The sequence below is a fragment of the Lentilactobacillus senioris DSM 24302 = JCM 17472 genome, assembly GCF_001436555.1.
GTDB classification, from domain to species: domain Bacteria; phylum Bacillota; class Bacilli; order Lactobacillales; family Lactobacillaceae; genus Lentilactobacillus; species Lentilactobacillus senioris.
Genome location: NZ_AYZR01000008.1, coordinates 513,820 through 536,149, shown reverse-complemented (window position 1 = coordinate 536,149; position 22,330 = coordinate 513,820). Strand labels below are relative to the sequence as shown.

25 protein-coding genes and 1 other annotated feature are annotated in these 22,330 nt (G+C 37.3%); of the genes, 22 read left to right on the top strand and 3 right to left on the bottom strand.

Annotation, left to right across the window (positions count from 1 at the left end):
• Position 1: 1 nt before the first annotated feature.
• A complete protein-coding gene (locus tag FC56_RS06000) occupies positions 2 to 280 on the bottom strand; it encodes an acylphosphatase (RefSeq protein WP_056978400.1) in 279 nt (92 codons plus the stop codon).
• A 42-nt stretch (positions 281 to 322) separates the two neighbouring features.
• On the opposite strand from FC56_RS06000, the gene FC56_RS05995 reads away from it, so the two are divergent.
• The 9 genes from FC56_RS05995 to FC56_RS05955 all read left to right on the top strand — a co-directional run bounded on the left by FC56_RS05995 (position 323) and on the right by FC56_RS05955 (position 8,570).
• Positions 323 to 1,102, top strand: a complete 780-nt coding sequence (locus FC56_RS05995; protein WP_056978399.1) for a TrmH family RNA methyltransferase — start codon at positions 323 to 325, stop codon at positions 1,100 to 1,102.
• Positions 1,103 to 1,170: 68 nt separating this feature from the next.
• Positions 1,171 to 1,659, top strand: coding sequence for an HD domain-containing protein (locus FC56_RS05990; RefSeq protein ID WP_056978398.1), 489 nt, complete (start codon positions 1,171 to 1,173; stop codon positions 1,657 to 1,659).
• 24 nt (positions 1,660 to 1,683) lie between these two features.
• On the top strand, positions 1,684 to 2,031 hold the full coding sequence (locus FC56_RS05985) for a winged helix-turn-helix transcriptional regulator (RefSeq protein WP_056978397.1): 348 nt from the start codon (positions 1,684 to 1,686) through the stop codon (positions 2,029 to 2,031).
• Between the two features lie 42 nt (positions 2,032 to 2,073).
• Positions 2,074 to 2,293: a binding site (T-box leader), on the top strand.
• Between the two features lie 48 nt (positions 2,294 to 2,341).
• The gene (gene pheS, locus FC56_RS05980; RefSeq protein ID WP_056978396.1) at positions 2,342 to 3,388 is read left to right on the top strand and encodes a phenylalanine--tRNA ligase subunit alpha; all 1,047 of its coding nucleotides are present in this window, start codon (positions 2,342 to 2,344) and stop codon (positions 3,386 to 3,388) included.
• An 8-nt stretch (positions 3,389 to 3,396) separates the two neighbouring features.
• Entirely contained in the window at positions 3,397 to 5,811 is a 2,415-nt protein-coding gene (gene pheT / locus FC56_RS05975) for a phenylalanine--tRNA ligase subunit beta (RefSeq protein WP_056978395.1), read from the top strand.
• A 38-nt stretch (positions 5,812 to 5,849) separates the two neighbouring features.
• Positions 5,850 to 6,941, top strand: coding sequence for an endolytic transglycosylase MltG (gene mltG / locus FC56_RS05970; protein ID WP_056978394.1), 1,092 nt, complete (start codon positions 5,850 to 5,852; stop codon positions 6,939 to 6,941).
• A gap of 20 nt (positions 6,942 to 6,961) precedes the next feature.
• Positions 6,962 to 7,633: a uridine kinase gene (gene udk / locus FC56_RS05965; protein ID WP_056978393.1), complete on the top strand. Its 672-nt coding sequence runs from the start codon at positions 6,962 to 6,964 to the stop codon at positions 7,631 to 7,633.
• 18 nt (positions 7,634 to 7,651) lie between these two features.
• The gene (greA, locus tag FC56_RS05960) at positions 7,652 to 8,128 is read left to right on the top strand and encodes a transcription elongation factor GreA (protein ID WP_056978392.1); all 477 of its coding nucleotides are present in this window, start codon (positions 7,652 to 7,654) and stop codon (positions 8,126 to 8,128) included.
• Between the two features lie 133 nt (positions 8,129 to 8,261).
• Entirely contained in the window at positions 8,262 to 8,570 is a 309-nt protein-coding gene (locus FC56_RS05955) for a HesB/YadR/YfhF family protein (protein ID WP_056978391.1), read from the top strand.
• 106 nt (positions 8,571 to 8,676) lie between these two features.
• Here the strand turns inward: FC56_RS05955 and FC56_RS05950 are convergent, their stop codons facing one another.
• Positions 8,677 to 11,292 (bottom strand): YfhO family protein, encoded by a 2,616-nt coding sequence (locus FC56_RS05950; RefSeq protein WP_056978390.1) that lies wholly within the window; start codon positions 11,290 to 11,292, stop codon positions 8,677 to 8,679.
• Between the two features lie 128 nt (positions 11,293 to 11,420).
• On the opposite strand from FC56_RS05950, the gene FC56_RS05945 reads away from it, so the two are divergent.
• The 7 genes from FC56_RS05945 (at position 11,421) to FC56_RS05920 (ending at position 16,689) form a co-directional block, all read left to right on the top strand.
• Entirely contained in the window at positions 11,421 to 13,475 is a 2,055-nt protein-coding gene (locus tag FC56_RS05945; protein ID WP_056978389.1) for a peptidoglycan D,D-transpeptidase FtsI family protein, read from the top strand.
• 119 nt (positions 13,476 to 13,594) lie between these two features.
• A complete protein-coding gene (rpmG, locus tag FC56_RS08060; RefSeq protein WP_082620588.1) occupies positions 13,595 to 13,744 on the top strand; it encodes a 50S ribosomal protein L33 in 150 nt (49 codons plus the stop codon).
• Between the two features lie 50 nt (positions 13,745 to 13,794).
• On the top strand, positions 13,795 to 14,370 hold the full coding sequence (locus tag FC56_RS05940) for a 5-formyltetrahydrofolate cyclo-ligase (protein ID WP_056978388.1): 576 nt from the start codon (positions 13,795 to 13,797) through the stop codon (positions 14,368 to 14,370).
• 37 nt (positions 14,371 to 14,407) lie between these two features.
• Positions 14,408 to 15,019, top strand: a complete 612-nt coding sequence (locus FC56_RS05935; RefSeq protein WP_404819906.1) for a rhomboid family intramembrane serine protease — start codon at positions 14,408 to 14,410, stop codon at positions 15,017 to 15,019.
• 40 nt (positions 15,020 to 15,059) lie between these two features.
• A complete protein-coding gene (locus FC56_RS05930) occupies positions 15,060 to 15,275 on the top strand; it encodes a YqgQ family protein (RefSeq protein WP_054669828.1) in 216 nt (71 codons plus the stop codon).
• Complete coding sequence (locus FC56_RS05925) at positions 15,275 to 16,249, top strand: ROK family glucokinase (protein ID WP_056978386.1); 975 nt, start codon at positions 15,275 to 15,277, stop codon at positions 16,247 to 16,249. The genes FC56_RS05930 and FC56_RS05925 overlap by 1 nt, the downstream gene beginning before the upstream one ends.
• A gap of 26 nt (positions 16,250 to 16,275) precedes the next feature.
• Positions 16,276 to 16,689 (top strand): rhodanese-like domain-containing protein, encoded by a 414-nt coding sequence (locus tag FC56_RS05920; protein ID WP_082620586.1) that lies wholly within the window; start codon positions 16,276 to 16,278, stop codon positions 16,687 to 16,689.
• Between the two features lie 40 nt (positions 16,690 to 16,729).
• On the opposite strand, the gene FC56_RS08055 is transcribed toward FC56_RS05920, so the two are convergent.
• Positions 16,730 to 16,906: a DUF3042 family protein gene (locus FC56_RS08055; protein WP_082620585.1), complete on the bottom strand. Its 177-nt coding sequence runs from the start codon at positions 16,904 to 16,906 to the stop codon at positions 16,730 to 16,732.
• A gap of 99 nt (positions 16,907 to 17,005) precedes the next feature.
• Here FC56_RS08055 and miaA point away from each other — a divergent pair, with 99 nt between their 5' ends.
• The 6 genes from miaA to FC56_RS05890 all read left to right on the top strand — a co-directional run bounded on the left by miaA (position 17,006) and on the right by FC56_RS05890 (position 22,295).
• Entirely contained in the window at positions 17,006 to 17,932 is a 927-nt protein-coding gene (miaA, locus tag FC56_RS05915; RefSeq protein ID WP_056978385.1) for a tRNA (adenosine(37)-N6)-dimethylallyltransferase MiaA, read from the top strand.
• 83 nt (positions 17,933 to 18,015) lie between these two features.
• Positions 18,016 to 18,363 (top strand): MerR family transcriptional regulator, encoded by a 348-nt coding sequence (locus FC56_RS05910; protein WP_056978384.1) that lies wholly within the window; start codon positions 18,016 to 18,018, stop codon positions 18,361 to 18,363.
• Between the two features lie 38 nt (positions 18,364 to 18,401).
• Complete coding sequence (glnA, locus tag FC56_RS05905) at positions 18,402 to 19,745, top strand: type I glutamate--ammonia ligase (RefSeq protein ID WP_056978383.1); 1,344 nt, start codon at positions 18,402 to 18,404, stop codon at positions 19,743 to 19,745.
• 177 nt (positions 19,746 to 19,922) lie between these two features.
• Positions 19,923 to 20,822, top strand: coding sequence for a hypothetical protein (locus FC56_RS05900; RefSeq protein ID WP_056978382.1), 900 nt, complete (start codon positions 19,923 to 19,925; stop codon positions 20,820 to 20,822).
• Positions 20,815 to 21,747 carry a hypothetical protein gene (locus FC56_RS05895; RefSeq protein ID WP_056978381.1) on the top strand — a complete coding sequence of 311 codons (933 nt, stop codon included), beginning with the start codon at positions 20,815 to 20,817 and terminating at the stop codon, positions 21,745 to 21,747. The genes FC56_RS05900 and FC56_RS05895 overlap by 8 nt, the downstream gene beginning before the upstream one ends.
• An 8-nt stretch (positions 21,748 to 21,755) precedes the next feature.
• A complete protein-coding gene (locus tag FC56_RS05890; RefSeq protein ID WP_054669818.1) occupies positions 21,756 to 22,295 on the top strand; it encodes a dUTPase in 540 nt (179 codons plus the stop codon).
• Positions 22,296 to 22,330: the final 35 nt, after the last annotated feature.

The window sequence follows — 22,330 nt, the reverse complement described above, 5'->3', positions numbered from 1 at the left end:
GTTAATATTTAACGTTAAAATCGTCAAAAGTGTGGTAGGGTAAGTAATTGATAGTAAAATTAGTCACTTTACCGGCAGGAGCGGGGGATTTTTTAACAACTGCGCTAAATTGATCTAATTGTTCAGCTGGACCGGTGGCCATGATTTGTACCGAGCCATCTGGTAAATTTTTAACCCAACCGGTGAGATCTAATTTACGGGCTGCTTTGATGGTATAGTAGCGAAATCCCACGCCTTGAACAATTCCGGTAACGTTAATTGAAATGGTTTTTAAAGTCATTAATAACACCTCATTTTATATTTTTAGATATAGGAGCTTAATATGCAAAACGTTGAACGTATTACCTCAAACCAAAATTCCCATGTGAAACGGTGGAGTAAGTTACAAACAAAAAAGGGTCGAAAAGAAAGTGGTACCTATTTATTGGAAGGTTGGCACTTGGTTTCTGAAGCCCTAAAAGCGGGAATCGACCTTGTTGAAATTATGGTAGTGGATCCTAACGATTGGAATCAATTAAAAAGCCTGCCAACCACAACTATGCGGTATGAAATTACTGAAGAAGTAGCTAAGCATATTTCATCTACCAAAACTCCGCAAGGGGTATTTGCAACGGTGCTAGTAAATAACGAATCAAATAAAATTCCTAATAATTTACATGGTCAATGGTTATTACTAGATCAATTACAAGATCCCGGTAATGTTGGCACGATTGTTAGAACAGCAGACGCAGCTGGCTTAACTGGAGTGGTCTTGGGGGATGGTTCTGTAGATCTTTATAACCCTAAAGTGGTACGATCCATGCAAGGAAGCCAATTTCATATTAACCTTTTAAGCGGTAATTTGTTAGAATGGTTAACTGAATTTGAGTACCAAGACATTCCTACGTATGGCACTGAACTTAATCCTCAAGCGGTGGCTTATGATCAAGTACCTACTGGCGAATCATTTGGGTTAATTATGGGAAATGAAGGTAACGGCACTAGCTCGGAAATCTTAGCTGCCACTACTAAAAATCTTTATATTCCGATGAACGGGAAAGCGGAATCATTGAACGTAGCCGTGGCTGCTGGTATTTTAATGTTTCAACTAACAAAAAAATAGTCAAATATGTTGCTATTCGATGAGATTACTAGTATTATACTGGTAGAAAAAATGAGAAGGGGAATTGCATGTTAAATAATGAATGGAAGAACGATCCTGAATATGTTGCATTGGTTTCTGACTTATTAGCCGATCCTAGTGTTCAAAAACTAGGTGAGTACACTCAGCATCACAACTCTACTCGTTTAGAGCATTCAATCTCAGTATCATTTGACAGTTACAAAATTGCAAAAGCTCACCACCTAGATTATAAAGCTACAGCCAGAGCGGGATTGCTCCATGACATGTTCTACTATGACTGGAGAACCACTAAATTTGATTTAGGTTCTCATGCGTTTATTCATCCTAGAGTAGCGTTGAGAAATGCAGAAAAAGTAACTAGCTTGTCACCTAAAGAACGAGATATCATTTTGAAGCATATGTGGGGCTTAACTTCAGCCCGACCAAAATATCGAGAAAGTGTAATTGTTTCTTTAGTTGATGACTATGAAGCTATTCGCGAATTCTTTACTCCAATTAGAAACAAGGTATCTGCCTTGATTAAAAACGTTGGTTAATTTTTAGAAAGAAGGATTATAAAAATGAAAGCTGACCCAACAATGGAACAATTAAACAGTTATTACCTGTGTCCGAAGTTTGAAAAAACTTTTTCATTTTTAGGTAAAAAATGGAACGGACTAATTATTGATGTCCTTCTTCAAGAAGGGACTTTGCGTTTTAGAGAAATTTCTCGCCAAGTAGAAAAGTGTAGCGACCGTGTTTTGGTTGATCGCTTACGTGAATTAGAAGAAGATGGGGTTGTGGAACGGTATTCCGTACCAGAGTCATCCTTTGTAGAATATTCACTAACTGAACAAGGCAAAGAATTGGCACCTATTATGGCTGCTATTCATAGCTGGTCTGAAAAATGGTACCCAGCCGATTGTTAAATCGACTTGACCATTTTTTTATTATAGCTTATTATTTTGAGAGAAACTGCAATGATAACAAGTAGTAAACGAATGTCTGGATTAAGAGACCTTTTGGTTGGTGCGAAAAAGGCGAAGCATCGTTGAATTCACTGTTGGAGCAGCAAAATGGGAATTAATTGTTAACGAAAATTTTGCCGGTTGATCACCGTTACTGATTTTAAGTGTGCAGTTATTTAGGTAGCTGCAAATTAGGGTGGTACCGCGTGACTTCGTCCCTTTATGGGGACGGAGTTTTTTTGTGGGCTGCGTTGAAGAAAGGAAGAACAATATGTCATTAAAAGATGATTTAACTAAGATTAAGGATCAAGGGTTAACATCAATTGCCGATGCTGATGATCTTCAAACCTTAAATGATATTCGGGTTAAATTACTCGGAAAAAAAGGACCGATCACCTCAGCTTTGCGAGGAATTCGGGACTTAGCAGTTGAGGAACGACCAGTAGTTGGGGGCTATGCCAACGAAATTAGAGATGTGTTAACTGAAAAAATTGAGCAACAAAAGCAATATTTAGAAGATTTAGCGCTACAAGCTAAGTTAAATAGTGAAACTATCGACGTTACTCTACCAGGAACTCCGGTTCGTCAAGGTCAACCACATGTGATTCAACAAATTATTGATCAAGTAGTAGATTTGTTTATCGGAATGGGATACCAAGTTCTTACTGGTCCTGAAGTAGAAGAGGATAAGTATAATTTTGAAATGATGAACTTGCCAAAAGATCATCCAGCTAGAGATATGCAAGACACTTTCTACCTTTCAGATGATATTTTGATGCGAACTCAAACTTCACCAATGCAAGCACGGACTTTAGAAACTCATGATTTTGACGCTGGTCCGTTAAAAATGATTTCTCCCGGCATTGTTTACCGCCGGGATACTGATGATCCAACCCATTCTCATCAATTCCATCAAATTGAAGGTTTGGTCATTGATAAGCACATCACTATGGCTGATTTAAAGGGTACCTTGGCTACTATGATTGAACAAATTTTTGGTAGCAAATTTGATTTTAGATTACGGCCTAGTTACTTTCCATTTACGGAACCATCAGTTGAAGTAGATGTAACTTGTTTTAACTGTATGGGTAAGGGTTGTGATATTTGTAAGCATACTGGCTGGATTGAAGTTCTAGGTGCCGGTATGGTCCATCCAAATGTTTTAAGAATGGCTAATGTTGATCCAGACGTTTACGGTGGGTTTGCTTTTGGAATTGGCCCTGATCGGTTTGCAATGTTGAAATACGGTGTTGATGACATTCGAGACTTTTATTTAGACGATGTGCGGTTCTTATCACAATTTAATCGAAAGGGGTAAAAAGACAGATGAAAATTTCTTATAAATGGCTCCAAGAATATTTGGATCTTGATTTACCAGCTAAAGAAGTAGCTGAAAAAATTGAACGGTCTGCTGTCGAAGTAGATTCAGTTACCGTTCCTATGGATGGTTTAAAGAAAATTGTAGTGGGTGAAGTGGTTTCTTTAGAAGATCATCCAGATTCTGACCACTTGCATGTTTGTCAAGTTGATGTAGGTGAAGCTGAAAATCTCCAAATTGTTTGTGGAGCACCTAATGTGGCCGCAGGTAAAAAAGTTATCGTGGCATTACCTGGCTCTCGGATAGCTGGTAACGTCAAAATCAAAAAATCCAAGATGCGCGGTATTGAATCTAGTGGGATGCTGTGCTCATTAGAAGAATTAGGAATGGCTAAAGATGTTGTACCAAAGGAATGGGCTGATGGCATCTACTTCCTTCCTGATGATGCAGTATTAGGTGAACCAGTTTTTGCATATTTAGGCATGGATGACGCTTTAATTGATATTGATGTTACCCCTAATCGAGGTGACATGTTAAGTATTTTTGGGACTGTAAAAGACTTGGCCGCTATTTATGATCTTCAAGATCATTTTGAAGTTAAGGAACTTACTGAAGATGGTGATCAAGCTACTGACAAACAAATTACCGTTGTTGCTGACCCAGATTTAGCGCCTACTTATAAAGTTCGTGTGATTAATAACGTGAAAGTTAAACCTAGTCCTGTGTGGCTTCAAATTCGTTTATGGCAAGCTGGAATTCGCCCAATTAATAACGTGGTGGACGTAACTAATTATGTCCTTTGGAAGTATGGACAACCACTTCACGCCTATGACTTAGCTAAAATTGCTGGTGAACATTTAGAAGTTCGCAAGGCAAAAGAAAATGAAACCATTCAAACCTTAGATGAAAAAGAATATGAACTAACTAGTACCGATACCATCATTGCTGATCAAAATGGGGCAGTTGGAATTGCTGGAATTATGGGTGGCTTGAATAGTGAAGTTACTGATCAAACCACTGATATTGTTTTAGAAGCCGCTGTGTTTGATCCAATTAGTACCAGAAAAACTGCTCGGCACCACGTTATTCATACGGAAGCCGCTCAACGGTTTGAACGAGGAATTAATGTTGCCGGAGTTCAACGTGCATTAGATGAGGCCGCAGCTCGGATTCAAGACTTGGCAGCTGGTAATGTTGCTAAGGGGACTATCAACGCCACTGAACTTCAAACCACACCACCAACCATTTCTATCACCGTTAATCGGGTTAACCAGGTATTAGGAACCGATTTAACGGAAGCCGATATAATTGCTATTTTTGACCGCTTAGGATTTGAAACACAAGTTAATAATGAAGCTATTGCGGTTACAGTTCCTCTTCGACGTTGGGATATTTTTGAAGCTGCTGACTTATATGAAGAAATTGCCAGAATTTATGGTTACGATGAACTTCCTACTACCTTACCTGTTGCTCAAGAAACAGTTGGTAGTTTAACCGCCGCTCAAAAAATTACTCGAGCTAGCCGTCATGTATTAGAAGGATTAGGCTTGACTCAAGCTATTTCTTATTCCTTAACTACTGCTGATAAAGCTAAGATGTTCTTGATGCAGCCTAGTGAGTTAACTAAACTCAACTGGCCAATGACTCAAGATCACTCAGTCTTAAGAATGAGCTTGGTTAGTGGATTGCTAGATGATGTGGCTTATAATAACGCGCATCACGTCAAAAATGTGGCTTTATACGAACAAGGCCGGGTATTTTATAAGACTGATGTTGATCAAATTCGACCAGTAGAAGTAGAGCATTTGGCAGGGGTAATTTCTGGTGAATTTGGTTCAGCCAGTTGGAATCAAGCAGCTCAACCAGCTGATTTTTATCAACTAAAGGGAATTGTGAACCAATTATTAACTAATCTCAGTGTTGTTGGTCCGGTGGAATACGTTGCCACTGCTGAATTTCCTGAAATGCACCCTGGTAAAACCGCTAAAATTTTGGTTCATGAGCATGAAGTTGGCTTTATTGGTGAAATTCATCCTTCAGTAGCCAAACAATTTAAAATTGGAACTACCTATGCTTTTGAACTTAATTTACAAGAACTAATTGACATGCCTAAGCAAGATAGTAATTATGAACCGGTAGCTAAGTATCCAGCTATTAAGCGTGATATTGCGATTGAAGTAGCCAAAGACGTTACTAATAGTCAAGTGATGGCCATTATTAACAAACGTGGCGGTAAATATCTAAAGGAAGTTAACTTGTTTGACGTTTATGCCGGTTCTAAGGTGGCTGCTGGACGGAAATCATTGGCTTACTCATTGACCTACGTTAACCCTAAAGATACTTTAAAGGACGAAGAGGTCAATGCCGCTTTTGATAAAATTAAAAAACACTTAACTGAAGAATTAAACGCCTCGATTCGGTAGGCTCGCGTTGTATAATCAATCACAAGGAGGAACTACTGATGAGAAGTGAAAAAAAGCCCAGTATGGGCAAAAAAATAATTATTTGGGTGATTGGGATCTTAGTGGCGTTGGCATTAGTGGTCGGCTTTTTAGGATATCGGTACTTCCAAAAATCACTAAAGCCATTAAACCCTAAAGATGATACTGTGACTCAAATCCATATTCCCTTGGGGGCTTCTAATAAACAAATTGGTTCAATCCTACAAAATAAGGGAATTGTTCGTAGTGGCATGGTCTTTGACTACTATGTTAAATCCAGCAATATGAGTAATTTTCGGGCTGGTTATTATCAATTAAAGCCTTCGATGAGTTTAAAAACGATTGCTAAAGATTTGCAAAAAGGTGGCAGTGACGAACCTATTCAAAGTAGTACTGGTAAACTGTTGGTTCGTGAAGGGGCTAATGTAGATCAAATTGCTCAACAAATCGAAGATACAACTGATTTTTCTGCAAGTGATTTTAAGAAATTAGTTAATAACAGAGCTTTTGTTAAAAAATTAGCAACTAGATACCCACAATTATTAACTTCCGCTTTGAAAGCCAAAGATGTTCGTTACTTGTTGGAAGGATATCTATATCCTGCAACCTATGAAGTTAAGAAAAACACTTCTCTCCAGGAATTAGTTGATCAAATGGTTGCCCAAACTAATTTTGTTTTGAAACCTTACTACAGTAAGATTAAGAAGAGCAAAATGACCGTTCAAGAAGTTTTAACTTTAGCTTCTTTGATTGAGCGGGAAGGTGCTGATCAAACTGAACGACGGAGAATGGCAGGAGTTTTCTTGAACCGAATTGATATTTCAATGCCAATTCAATCAGATATCTCCGTTCTTTACGCAATTCATAAGAATAGCAAAACGTTGACAACCAAAGATTTGAAGGTTGATTCTCCTTATAATCTTTATGTCAATGCTGGTTATGGTCCAGGACCATTTGATAGTCCATCTATTAGTGCTATTAAGGCAGTTCTTAATCCTCTGGATCGAAAGAAGGATTACTTGTACTTCGTAGCTAATACTAAGACTCAAAAAATTTATTATGCGAAAACGTATGAACAACACCAAGCAAACGTTGCTAAATACATGGAATAAACTAAGAAGGGAAATATTAAATGACGGAAAAACGACGACCAGTAGTAATTGGGGTAACCGGTGGTTCTGGTAGTGGTAAAACCACTGTCAGCCGTACAATTTTTGATCAATTATCCAATTACTCCTTGACGATCTTACAACAAGACTCGTATTATAACGATCAAGCGGACATGACTATGGAACAACGGGCAGCCGTTAATTATGATCATCCGCTGGCGTTTGATACGGACTTATTAATTGAGCAATTGCAACAGTTGTTGAACTACCAAGCAATTGAAAAACCAGTTTACGATTATAATTTGCTTACTAGAAGTTCCGAGACTGTTAGACAGGAACCGCGAGAAGTAATTATCTTGGAAGGTATTTTAATTTTAGATGATCAACGATTACGTGATTTAATGGATATTAAAGTGTTTGTTGATACTGATGACGATATCCGTTTGATTCGTCGAATTCAACGAGACACTAAAGAGCGTGGGCGTTCATTAGATAGTGTCATCACCCAGTACTTGTCAACGGTTAAGCCGATGTACCATCAGTTTGTAGAGCCTTCTAAACGGTATGCTGATATTATCGTTCCAGAAGGTGGACAAAATCAGGTAGCGATTGATTTGTTGACTACTAAAATTCGTTCCATTTTAAGTAAACGAGGTAACACTCAGGTCGAAAATAACGTCGATTCTACCATTTAATAAAAAGAGGGAAAAAACATGGCTGAACAACAATCATATCCAATGACCGCTGAAGGGCGCGTCAAATTAGAAGAAGAATTAGAAGATTTAAAAATTAACCAACGACCTAAGGTAGTTGAAAGAATTAAAATCGCTCGTAGTTATGGTGATTTGTCTGAAAATTCCGAATATGAATCTGCTAAAGACGAACAAAGTATGTTAGAAAGTAGAATTCAAACAATTGAACACATGCTTCAATATGCTGAAATCATTGATTCTAATTCAAGTAATAAAGACGAAGTAACACTGGGCAAGATGGTTACTTTCCAAGAATTACCTGACGAAGAACCAGAAACTTACCAAATTGTAGGGGCTGCTGAAGCAGATCCGATGGCGGGCAAGATTTCTAATGAATCTCCAATTGCTAAGGCTTTAGTTGGCCATAAAGTAAATGAAGAAGTAGTTATTGAAACTCCTGCTGGACCAATGAACGTTAAGATTACAGAAGTTAAATAATATTAAATAAAAATAGCTTACGGTTTATTTTTGATAAACCAGTAAGCTATTTTTTTACAATTAAAACTTTGTGAAAAAAGATTATCAATGATATAATGTAACCGAATTCATAATGAATTAAGAGGTGTTCTAGATGAAGATTACGGTGTCCGATGCAGCTAGTCAGTGGTTTCAAGATGAAATGGGATTAACTAGTGGGAATGGAGTTCGATTTTACGGTAAAGTGTATGGTAAAACACCAGTCCATAATGGTTTTTCTTTAGCTATGGCTAGAGATGACGATCCAGGAGAAATGTATGCTAGCACTATTAAAGACGGCATTAATTATTTTGTTGCCATGCCGGATGAATGGTTCTTTAAAGGTTTAGATTTCGGTATTGATTTTGACCCTGATAAGGGCGAAAATCTAATTTATACCTACACAGAAAATGGGGAACTTTAAATAAAAAGAAGATTAATAAAAAAGCTCATTGCGATGAATAATTGCAATGAGCTTAGTTACTTTAAAATATAATTATTTACCAGCCTTCAGTTTCCGGGGGCTGGTTTTATTTACGTCGTTTCAGAATTAACAAACCACCTAGTAACAATAATGAAAAACTGGTTATAACAATTCCAGCAGTTAATCCTTGAGGCCAATAGGTAATTTGAATTTGATGCTGGCCCTTAGTCAGGGGAATCTTAAGAAACATTTGGCCCCAGGTTTGATTTTCGATAGGGTGATTGTCAACTTTAACATGCCAACCAGTGGAGGAAGGAATGGTAGTTAGTAAGTCTTGATGCTTTTGATGAACTGTAATCCTACCGGAAATATTGGTATTAGAAACGTGTGTTAACTTTAAAGACCGTGTTTGAACATCTTTTAACGCCGTTGTTAACCGTTGGTTATTTAATTGATAGAGGTTAACATTTTGTAGCCATGCATTATTTTTCTTAACCACAAATAATACTGCGATGTCTTTATCCTTATCCGTGCTGGCTAAGTTAGCAATTACGGTATGGCGGTAATTAGAATATTGTTTTAATTTTTTCCCGTTTACGTAAATAGCTACTTCCTTACTGGAAACATCTGGACCTAGGGTTAAGTAGTATGAATGACCTTTTTTAGCTTGGAGTGTAAAATTAAACGATGCTGGGTTCAATAGCTGACGTTTTCTTAGCACTGAGCCAGTTAGCTTCTTAATTGGATAAAGATTTTGATAGTTTAAAGTGGGCAATTTGGTGGGGACAATTAAGGATTGCCGCTGCCCGGTAATCTGAGTGAAGAGTTCATTTTGAAACGCAATGGGGGAGTTAGTAGCTTGATATTTAAAATCATTGGATCCCGCCAAGAACCCTATTGGTAAAGCATTATTATTTTTATGGGTAGAAACATATTTATCTTTATTAATAACGGGGTAGCTATTAAGATCAGGTCTAGTAGTTTGGGTTTCTAGTGGTGAGGTGACTGCTTTTTTGGTAATAGGATTTTTGACTGCATCAGCGCTCCAATAATACTTAACGCCCAATAAAGCATCGCTAAAGGTCGTTCCGTTAGTGTACGCAATAAAAGAGTCGCCATCGGGATCCCCAAGATGGCCATAAAATTTACTACTATTACTTTCTAACGTAGAACTAAAGACAGAAGTCCCATTATAGTTTCCAGTTAAAGCATCGTTTTTAGTTCTCATAAAAGTACTAGCAACCCTGTAAAAATCGTTACTTTTTTGCGGTAACCGGTTGGCTTGTTGTTGAATAATGGAAGCTGGTACATTGTATTCATCCTTTGAGAGGTAAGCCAAGTTATTTAATGAATTCACCAGGTTGAAAGTCATTTCGGCGCCTACTAAAAGTAAGAGGAGCCCAGGAAGATAGTCCACCTGCCAAAGTTGAAATTTTTGCACTAAGATTATTAAAGTTGCGGTAAGTGCAAAGTAAACAATGCCCCAAATATAATTAGTCAGAGTTAGATATTCTAGGTGAGGCAATAAGAAACCAACCATTACAATAATCAACGTACTAATCACCAAAGTTTTACGAAGGGCGCTAAGAGACAGACCTTCGACTAAGACTGTATTGAAAACTTTAGCAGCAGTTACGATGAGCCAAAATGAAAATAAAAAGGCAAATCGATAGGTGTACCATACAGGCATCTGCATAGCGTGCCAAAACAAGTCTAGTGGCTCAAACCACATTGAGATAAAGAGAATTAAGGTGATAACACCATGAGTGATTCTAAGTTTCCGACTAAACTGCTTAGAGAAGTAAAAATAACCAAATAAAATTAAGACTAAACTAGCAACAAATACATTCGGGGTCCCACTAGGTAATTGTTTGAAATCTAGTGAACCGGTAAAGAACTTACCAAAAAATTTTAATGGCAGGTATTCAATTTTCAAATTTAGTTTGTTTTCGGAGTAATTAATCTTACTTGTGAGTAGCGAATAAAAGGTGGGGATAGTGATAATTGCAGATATGCCGCCGGCAATTAGTGAGCTCCATAACCACCGCCATTGATTTTGCCAGAATTGACGGCGACTGGTGCTGAAATTAATATTTAAAAACCAGCTAGTTAAAACCATAAAAATGGCAATCATAAAAGCAAAATAGTAGTTGACGATTAACATAATAGCCAACCAAGTAATATAAGTACCTACTTTTCGCTGCAAAATTAACCGCTGTAAGCCTAAATAAATTATTGGTAAGATAATCACGGCATCTAACCAAATAATGTTTAATTGGTTGGCAATGACCCATCCCATTAGTGAATAAGAAATGGCAAAGATGGGAATAAAAGCCGAATTAAATTTGTTTGTTTTTAATAAATAAGCAAAGGTTAGACCAGATAGCCCGTATTTAAGTACGGTTAAAATTAATATGCCACTAGGTAATTGACTAGTGGAACAAAATAACAATATAAGATTCAATGGGCTCATTAAGTAATAAGCCCACGTTCCTAGCATGTCACCGCCAAGCCCTTTAGAAAATGAGTATAAAAAACCACTTGGATCAGTTAATAAGGTATGCTTAAAATAAGCAAAGAAGTCGATGTATTGTTGGCCGAGATCAACGGTTAAAATGGATGACTGACCAAACGGGGCCATCCCCCTAAATGCAAAGTAGACGGTGGTGATAATCACCGGGAGTAAAAAACTAATAATTAAGGGATGCTGTTTTAGTTTCATATTAACTTCCTTTCTGGTTTGGTTCATTATTTTAGGTTACCATAATATGTTTAAGATTAGTTATGGCAGGTAGTTTTTAACCCTTAAATTTGATAGAATATTTACCATGGTAAGGAGTAATGTAGACTTTGAAAATATTTAAAAAGAAAAACGACCGCAACAAGAATAAAAAAGGATCCACGTTACCTTTCCGACTAAACATCATCTTTGTAATTGTCGGAATTTTATTTGCCGCTTTACTGGCTCAATTAGCATATCTCCAGGTTATGTACGGAGCCCGATTCAAAGCAGAAGTTAACAAATCAGATACTTCTACGATGACTGGAAACGTTCAACGGGGAATGATTTATGATTCAACTGGTAAGGTATTAGTGGGAAATTCAGCTCACCAAGCCATTACCTATACCAAAGGGGTCAATGAACTATCTAGTGATATTTATAAGACGGCTAACACGCTATCTAAATACGTAAAGGTATCTCGTAGCTCTTTAACCTCTCGTCAGTTAGCAGATTACTACCTAGCTGATAATACTAACTTAAAAAACATTATGGCTAAGATTCCTAACATCAGTAAATATACGTCGACGGCCCAATATGATATGGCTTTAGACTATGTTCAAAAGAATCGTAAACAACTTCATTTTACTAAAGCAATGAAGAATGCAGCAGTTATCTTTGCCAAAATGAGTAGTTCTTATCAACTTTCTACTACCTACATTAAAGATTCTGGAGTATCACAACGAGAATTGGCTGAAGTTGGTGAACATTTAGCCGAAATGCCCGGGGTAAACGTAGGGACTAGTTGGACTAGAAGCTATCCAAATGGAAAGTCGATTCAAGATATTGCTGGGACCGTTTCTAACGAAAAAACTGGTTTACCTAGCGACCGAGTGAATGAATTATTGGCTGAAGGTTATTCTCGAAATGATAGTGTTGGTCAAAGCTATTTGGAAAAACAATATCAATCTGTTTTGAATGGAACTAAATCTCAAACTGAAGTGGTACTAAATAGTGATAATGAAATCACCAGGGAAATTAAAAAGTATGGTGGTCAAAAAGGTGATAATCTTCAGTTGACCATTAATGCTAAATTCCAAAAGGATCTCCAAGCAGCTGTTAAATCTGCTGAAGAAGGAGCTGGTGGCTACTCTACTGGTACTTATGCGGTAGTTATGAATCCGAAGAACGGAGCCATCATCGGAATGGCTGGTGTAGATAGAGATCCATCCACTTCTAAGATCACCAATAACGTTTTAGGAACTATTAACAATTCGATCGTTATGGGTTCCGTTGTTAAAGGGGCGATGGTCTCTGGTGCCTTGATGGATGGTGTTATTACTCCGACTAACAGTACTCTAACCGATATGCCAATTAACATTGGTGGGGTAAAGAAAACTTCTTGGTTTAACAAAAACGGGGGCCAAAATATTGCTGTTGATGCGGCTGGTGCCTTGGAAGTTTCTTCTAACTCGTATATGATGCAATTAGCAATGAAGGAAGCTAACTTTAATTACGTCTCTGGTGGAGCTCTTAATATGTCTACTAACATTTTTAGTAAACTGAGAGGCTACTTCGAACAATTTGGATTAGGGGTTAAAACTGGAATTGATATTCCTGGTGAAACTACAGGGATTGCTGGTCCAAGTACCAAGTCTCATATTGGTAATGCCTTAGACCTTTCCTTTGGTAACTATGACGCGTATACTATGATTCAAGTTGCTCAGTATATGTCCACGATGGCTAACGGAGGTTATCGAATTCAACCTCATGTAGTAAAATCCATTCGGGGAACCAACAGCGATGGTAAGTTAGGAGCAGTGAAGACGACTGTTATGCCTAAAGTGCTAAATACGATTCCGATGACAGAAGCTCAAAAAGCACTTGTTAAGCGTGGTTTCTATCAAGTGGTCCACGGAAATAATGCTTATAAGACCGGTGGGAAGCTTGCCTCAATCAAACCAGGGATTTCAGCAAAAACTGGTACCGCCCAAACTTTCTATAACGGAAACGAAACGGTTACTTTGAGTTTAGCTTCTTATGCTCCTTCTGATGATCCTCAAGTAGTAGTTGCTTTAGCAATGCCTAACTTAGGTACCGATGCAGAAAGCAATAACATGGAATTGGCTAAGAAAATTTACAGTGCCTATTGGAAGGATGTTCAGTCTTCATCTACTGTTAAGTAAAAATACTTAACATTTAATTGCTTTTTAACTAGTAATTTGAATTAATTAATGATAAACTATTTTAGGTTAGAGCTATCTAATTAGCTTCACTTTAATTAAAGGTTTGGAGGTATAACTCAATGCGAGTACACATTACTTTAGAATGTACTGAATGCCACGAACGTAATTATTTATCCAGCAAGAACCGTCGTAACAACCCTGATCGTTTGGAGCTTGATAAATATTGCCCACGTCAACGCAAAGTTACATTACATCGCGAAACAAAATAAGGCTTGGGTATTTTACCCAAACCTTTTTTTATTACAAAGGATGATGAATTGTGGTTAATAAAAAAGAATTAAGAAAAAACCAAGAGGATAAGTTAGCTAATTATTTCCAAACGGCCGACGCAATTCTTGATACCTTAAATTTATATCAACAGTTAAGATCTCTACCAGTTTTTCAGACCGCTAATGTTATTGCAACTACTATGAGTATGCCAGGTGAATTGGATACTTTACCCATTATTAATATGGCTCAACTTTTAGGAAAACAGGTAGTGATTCCCAAAACCTTACCTCAGTTACAAATGGAATTTTATCAAATTGATAATAAATTAACATTGGAAAAAACAGAATTTGGTGTGGTAGAACCTAAGACTGGTACGGTGGTAACTAAAGCTCAAATTGATTTAATGATAGTACCAGGACTTACCTTTACTCAAACTGGGGTTAGGGTTGGCTTTGGAGCTGGGTTTTATGATCGTTATTTATCAGATTATCAAGGCAATACCGTGTCATTGGCTGTCCCACCACAGTATTTTGATCAACCAATCTGGCCAGTTGAAGACTTTGATGTTAAGGTCGACCAGGTACTTACAACTTCGCCAGGAGGAGCAGTTATTGAAGACAATTAAAAATCAACCATTTGTTACGTACGGTCTGTTAGGAATAATGATTATAGTCTTTATCATTATGACTATTAATGGAGGGACAACAGATTCATATAATTTAGTTTTATTTGGGGCTAAGTATAATCCGTTGATAAGGGCAGGAGAGTACTGGCGGTTATTTACGCCAATGTTTATTCATATCGGCTTTACCCATATCTTAATGAACTCTATTACTCTTTATTTCATTGGTCCTTGGGTGGAGCGCTTTTTTGGACACTGGCGGTACCTACTATTGTTCTTACTGTCAGGAGTTATGGGAAATTTAGCCAGTTTTGCTTTTTCCCCAAACATTTCGGCAGGAGCTAGTACGGCTATTTTTGGCCTTTTTGGAGCCTTCATGATGCTAGGTGAAAGCTTTTCTGAAAATCAAGCAATTCGTGCCTTAGCCCGTAATTTTCTTTTATTTGTGGTGCTAAATATCGGAACTGATTTATTCGTCAGTGGAATTGATATCTATGGTCATTTAGGTGGCTTGGTTGGTGGCTTCTTGTTAGGATACGTACTTGGGGTTCCGAGTGCTAAAGTTAGCACTCCTAAACGAATTATTGCTGCTATAACGGTAATTATAGTGGCGCTTGCTTTGTTTAGAATGGGTATGACTAATCAATTTTAATTTGCAGAAATACGAGCATTTTTAGTGAGGATGTGAGATAATGAAAACGCTGTATGACGTTCAACAACTACTAAAGAAATTTAACATTTATGTATATGTTGGAAAACGAATTTGGGATATTGAGGTTATGGCGTTGGAGTTGGATCATCTCCATCAAGCTCAACTTATTACCCAAGATGAGTTTATTCAAGCGAAATTAGTTTTGACCCAACAGCACCGCATTGAAGAGCAAAAAAATAACGGGAGGGACCTTTAGTGCAAAAGTTAATTGGAATTGACTTAGGCGGCACCACTACTAAATTCGCATTTTTAGATATGGATGGCAATATTTTGTCACAATGGAGAATTCCCACTGATGTCAGTGATGAAGGTTCTCACATTGTTCCTAATATTTCTAAGTCCATTGTGGATCGGATGGCTAAGGAAGATTTTACTGTTGAAGATTTTGCTGGGATTGGAATGGGAACCCCAGGATCAGTCGACAATGATGCTGGAGAAGTAAACGAAGCGTTTAACTTGAATTGGAGAACTATCCAACCAGTCAGAGAACAAATTCAACAAGAGCTAGGATTACCATTTGTGATAGAAAACGATGCTAATTCTGCAGCTTTAGGTGAATTTTGGAAGGGCGCGGGTAGTGAAGCAGATAATGTTGTCTTTGTTACTTTAGGAACCGGCGTAGGTGGCGGAGTTATTGCTGATGGCCACTTAATCCACGGAGTTAATGGTGGAGGTGGCGAAATTGGTCATATTACCGTTAAACCTAATGGTTTCTTGTGTACCTGTGGTAAGAGAGGTTGCTTAGAACGTTATGCTTCTGCAACTGGGGTAGTTAATGTTGCCTTAGACATGGCTAATCAATTTCATGGTAATTCTCAGTTGAAAGATCAAATTGATAACGGCCAAAGTATTTCTTCTAAAACTGTCTTTTTCTTAGCTGATCATGGTGATATTTTGGCTAATCAAGTGGTTAATGAAGTATGTAAATATTTAGGATTGGCATTATCGCACGTTGGTAATACTCTTAATCCTGAAAATATTATTATCGGCGGTGGTGTTTCTAATGCTGGTAACACATTACTCCAATTAACTACTAAGTATTTCCAAGATAATGCCTTTCCAGCTGTTAGAGATTCAACTAAAATTAAATTAGCTCAGTTAGGAAATGATGCTGGAGTTATCGGTGCTGCATCATTAGCTCTGCAATTTAAAAATTCAATGAACGTTTAATTTTTTACAAAGGTGAGGAGATTTTTTTGATTATTGCAGCATTAAACAGCACTGAAGTGTTGGCTATTATTGTAGTAGTGCTTTTATTAGGATGGCTAGGTTACCGTCTTTACGACAATTCTCGGGTTAAAAAGCGGGCCACATACTTAAGTAACGATGAGTTTAAGGCCGGAATGCGGCGGGCCCAAATTATTGATTTACGAGAAAAAAGTAATTTTGATGCAGGTCATATTTTAGGAGCTAGAAACGTTCCATATTCAACTATTCGAAACTTCTATCGCCAAATTAGACCTGACTTGCCAGTTTACCTTTATGACCAAGGAAAGACCCTCAGTAAGCGAGCTGTTTTATTCTTAAGTAAAAAAGGTTATAACCAACTTTATATTTTAAATTCTGGCTACCAAAACTGGGATGGAAAAGAAAAAAAGAGTAATAAATAAAGGGTTTGAGCAAATGCTCAAACCCTTTATTTTAAATTAATTAGCCATGATGAGCGGAACGGCTCTTACGCATAGCTTTCTTTCGGTTATCATCAAACTTTTGTTCTTGAACTTCAATAGGTTCAACAACAGTTTTTTGGAATGATAGTAAGGCACCGGCTACCGCAGCTACGGTACCGACAACGCCGACTACGATTCCCTTGGCGAATTTAGACATAAATAATCCCTCCTTACTTTTATCTATAGTTCCATTATGCTTTATTTAAGGGGTTATATCTAGTAAATTGATTAAAAAACAACTAATTCAGGTGAAAAAATGCAAAAAATAATTGTGATTGTTGGTCCCACCGCAGTAGGTAAAACTGATTTGTCTATCAAGTTAGCTCAAAAATTTAATGGTGAAATCATTTCTGGGGATTCTATGCAGGTTTATCGAAAGCTAGATATTGGCACGGCTAAGATCTTGCCAAATGAGCAGCAAGGAATTCCACACCATTTAATAAATATTAAAAATGTGAATGAACGTTATTCGGTTGCTGATTTTGTAACCGATGCTCAAACTGCGATTAATGAAATCAGTAAACGTAATAAGTTACCAATTATTGTGGGTGGAACTGGCTTTTACATATCGGCATTATTAAATGGTTTGCAACTGGGAGGAGACTATGACTTTGATTCTCAATTAAGAACAGAGTTGTTAGACATTGCTGAACAACAAGGAAAAATAGCTTTGTTGTCCAGATTACAGAAAGTTGATTCGTTAGCAGCAGCTCAAATTGACACGGCTAATACCTCTCGAATCATTCGGGCAATTGAAGTAAAAGAAAAAACGGGGCACTCTATTTTAGAGCAAACCAACCATGTTCCAGAAATAGATCCATATGTAATAACGTTAACTACAGAACGTGCTGTATTGTATGATCGCATTAATACCAGAGTAGAGCAAATGATGACAGCTGGGTTACTAAAAGAAGCTCATTGGTTGTATGACCAAGGAGGGGAAAGTTTACCAGCTGGTAAGGGGATTGGCTATCGAGAGTTTAATCCGTACTTTAACGGTAATTCTACTCTTGAAAACGCAGTAGCAGAGGTCAAAAAGGACTCCAGGCACTATGCTAAGCGCCAGTTAACGTGGTTTAGAAATAAAACTAAAGTTAATGGTTGGTACGATTTAGTGGCACAGCCAGCAGAATTAACAAAAATAGAGACTGATGTTGCTAACTGGCTGTTAACTAAAAATTAATATTTTGATGTTAGATTATCTAACATCAAATCTTGACACTTTCTATACCAGTGGTAACATAAGTTCAAGATTTGGAGGCTGTAATGAGTGAACGAGAACTACGCAGATCGATGTCCGTTCTACCAATGGGAACGGTAATAACGTTGACAGGGCTAACTGCTCGCCAGATAAGATATTATGAAAGTCAGGAATTAATTTCACCAAACAGAAGTGCTAGTAATCACCGCCTATACTCGCTAAATGACATAGACCGGTTATTATTAATTAAAGATTACTTGGAAAGTGGAATGACGATTCAAGATATTAAGCATCTGGAACATAAACAGCAGGCTAAGGACCAATTGTCCGATAGTGCTGCTAGAAAGTTATTGCAATCAGAATTAATGCGTAGCGGAGGGTTAATTAATCCTCACCACAAACCACTTCATTAGAAGTTAACAAACCAAATTAAATTTGATAGGAGCCCATAATGGCAACCAAGCATAATTACACTAAAGACGATATTCGACAAATGGTTAAAGAAGAAAATGTTAGTTTCTTGAGACTAATGTTTACCGATTTATTTGGCACAATTAAAAACGTGGAAGTTCCAATTACCCAATTAGAAAAACTCTTAAACAATAAGATGATGTTTGATGGCTCTTCTATTGATGGTTTCGTTCGAATTGAAGAAAGTGATATGTATTTATATCCGGATCTATCTACTTGGATGGTCTTTCCTTGGAGCTCCGAACGAGGCAAAATCGCTCGAGTGATTTGTGAAGTATATACTACTGATCATAAACCATTTGAAGGAGATCCCCGTAATAATTTAATTCGCGTGCTTAAGGACATGAAGGCTGCTGGTTTTAAAGACTTCAACATTGGTCCGGAACCAGAATTCTTCCTTTTCAAGATGGATGAAAATGGCCAACCAACTACGCAACTAAACGATCAAGGTAGTTATTTTGATATGGCCCCAATGGATTTAGGTGAAAACTGTCGGCGCGAAATCGTTATGACCTTGGAAGAAATGGGCTTTGATGTTGAAGCTGCTCACCATGAAGTAGCTCCTGGTCAACACGAAATCGACTTTAAGTATGAAGATGCTTTAGCAGCGGCTGATAACATCCAAACCTTTAAGTTGGTAGTTAAGACGGTAGCTAGAAAGTATGGTCTTTATGCTACCTTTATGCCTAAACCACTAAGTGGGATTAATGGTTCTGGGATGCATTTAAACATGTCTTTGTTTGACGACAATGGCAATGTTTTCTATGATGAAAACGGTGAAATGCAATTATCTGACGTTGCTTATCATTTCTTAGGCGGTTTATTGAAGCATGCCCGTGCTTATACCGCGCTTTGCAACCCAATCGTTAACTCTTATAAGCGTTTGGTTCCAGGGTATGAAGCTCCAGTTTACGTTGCTTGGTCAGGATCTAACCGCTCACCATTAATTCGAATTCCAAGTGCCCGGGGTAATTCAACCCGAATCGAATTACGAAGTGTTGATCCAGCAGCTAATCCATATTTGGCAATTTCTGCAGTTCTAGAGGCTGGTCTAGATGGTTTAAAGAACAAGTTAGAACCAGTGGAAAGTGTTGATCGTAACATCTACAGCATGGGTGAAACTGAACGGAAACAAAATCATATTGAAAACTTACCAGATACCTTACACAATGCCTTAAAGGATTTGGTTAAGGATGACGTTATGAAGGCCGCAATTGGTGAACGACTTTGCCAAAGCTTCGTGGAAGCTAAAAATCTAGAATATGATTCCTATCGAACTCAAGTTTCTGAATGGGAACGCGATCAATATTTAGATAAATATTAGTCTGTATTAGAAATACCCAAAAAGTGTTTGGAAAACAAACCTTTTTGGGTATTTTTTAAATTGATTCTTTTACTTAAATAAAACTCAATATTTTAGTAAAATGTCTTTATTTATATAAACAATTCAGATAACATTAAATATGTATCCACAAAACAATAAAATAACGAGGAAATGACAATGGTCGAAGAAAAAAGTACCGATCAATTTGGACAAAACGGTTCAGTCCTCAAAGCATCCTTAAATGGAAAACTGGAGTATTTGAACGACCTCCAAAATTCGATCGAAAGCGGTAATGATTTACACGTTTATCAATTAATTAATAATCAAAGATATTTAGATCAATTTAGCGGTGATGATATTGCTAGCTCATCAACAGAAACTTATGATTTTTCTTTGGCTGAGGATTTAACGGCGGAATTAAGCCACCACCTTAGTTATAAGCTGATTGATTTTTTGGGAAAAGAATATCCTTTCTTTTACTACCATGAATATGAATTAGGACAATTTGACATTTATTTCGGTAATTGGTGGGATCATCGCTTATTCGGAAAGTTAGATGTTATTAACGTCGCTTTTGAATTCAACGAAGAAGAATACGATAAGTTAGCCCAATCTTTCCGCTTGGAAGCTAATAACCAGCAAGTTAACGCACCTCAGATGCATCATTTAGCTGATGATACGGAACGTTTAAACCAATTGGTAGCTGAACAAGATCAACGAGATGTTCAAAAGCGGCAACTCCAAGATCAACTAAGAGATTATGATAATAAGTCAGCAATGCCTTGGGAATCAGCAAGGGTTAAAGAAGAAAAACAAGAATTAGAAAATCAATTACAATCATTGTTGAATTTAGATCAACAAGCTGCGGACGCTAGCAAGCAGATTAAGAAAAATGAAACTGAAATTTTAAAACTTTCTAAGGAAGAAACCATCTTAGGATTTGAACGGCAAAGCATCAAACAAATTTTTGGTAGCTTTGAAGACTTTACCAAGAGTAATGACCAACTTTACCAAAAATACCTGCGAAGCCTCGGTGACAATACTGATGAGAAAGACCAGGTGAATGCTAATGACTAAAGAAACTGAATCTAAAATTATTTCTAGTACCGATTCTTTAACTCGTTATAGCGATGCGATTAGCAGAGGTTTAAAGCGGGGGGATGAGTATGTAGAACTATTTACTACTCTTTGCAATACTCAAGATTCTAATGAATTACTAACTGCTGCCATCGGGTTGACTGATTTTCAGCTAGATTCTGAATTTGTTACCTTTCCCCACCAATATTCAGATGAAGATGTCCAACTTATCTTCATGGATAGAATGCTACAGTTAAAGCAAATTCCACGTAATTTTGCTGTTAATGAAGTTAAGCGGGTAGAAAAATTACAAGGGCGGTTCAAGTTATTAAACGAAGACAACTTCTCATTCTTTAAGTCTCCTAAAAACCGTAGTGGCTTCTTCTTTGCTGCAACTAGAAACCACCAACCATTGTTTTATTTAAACTTACAGAAAAAAGAAGTTTTATTTAATAGTGATGCCTTAGTTAATTACTTTGTGGTTACCCTAGAAGGTACCGAAACAGCTAACATTAAAAATGCTGTCAGTGTTTTAGTTGATTTTGCCAAAATTTTAAAAGAAAACTTTGGCTTTAAAGTCGACTTTAACATTTTGGATAGTGTTAACGGTGAGTTTTACGCCTTTGCGGCTGGAGATATCGATCGTGATATTTTGGATCAATTGTTTGTTGACGCAGCTAAGAGCGACTACATGTTGATGTCAGGCCCTAAGGATGAAGCAGTTTTGGAATTAGACCACGATATTACACTAACCGTGATGAATTCTGGTAGTGAAGACTTACCTAAGTGGGGAGCTTTAGTACATGATGAACAGCAAAAAGAAAGTTGGTTAGATTTATTATTAGATTACCCATTTATTCGTGAATGGTATCTGAGAAATAATAAGAGCTTAGCTATTTTGGCTGATTCATATACGTTTGGTTAGGAGCAATTATGGATTTAAAGCAAATGTTAATGGCTTCGGTAAATTTAAATCGAAGTATCGAACAACAAAAGGGATTGAGTTGGAATCCGGAACGCCGTTTAGCTAATGCTTACGTTGCGTTGGATGTGGAACTAGCAGAAGTGGCTAATACTTCTGAGTGGTTTAAAGTTTGGAAAACTCATCGTGGTAAGCATGATGAAGGAAAAACTCCGGAAGAAACTTTGTTGGTTGAGTATTGTGATGCATTTGATTTCTTTTTATTGCTGGCTAGTTTGAAAAAATGGACGGCCGTTATTTTGGATTCCCAAGATCAGTTAACTGCCATTGCCGCTAAAAAGCCAGAGCAATTTTTAGACAAGCAGTATTTGATTTTGAAACAGATGTTATTTAAGAGCTACTTTAATCATGATCAAAGTAGCTTTGCTCATGCATGGCACTTATTCTTGAAATTAGGGTTAGTCGATTTTCAGTTCAGTCCAGAGCAAATTCAAGCTGCTTTTCAACAAAAAAATCAATTAAATTTTGAACGCCAACAGAACAATTATTAGAGGTTAAAAACTTTTTGCTCTAGAAAGTTAATTTG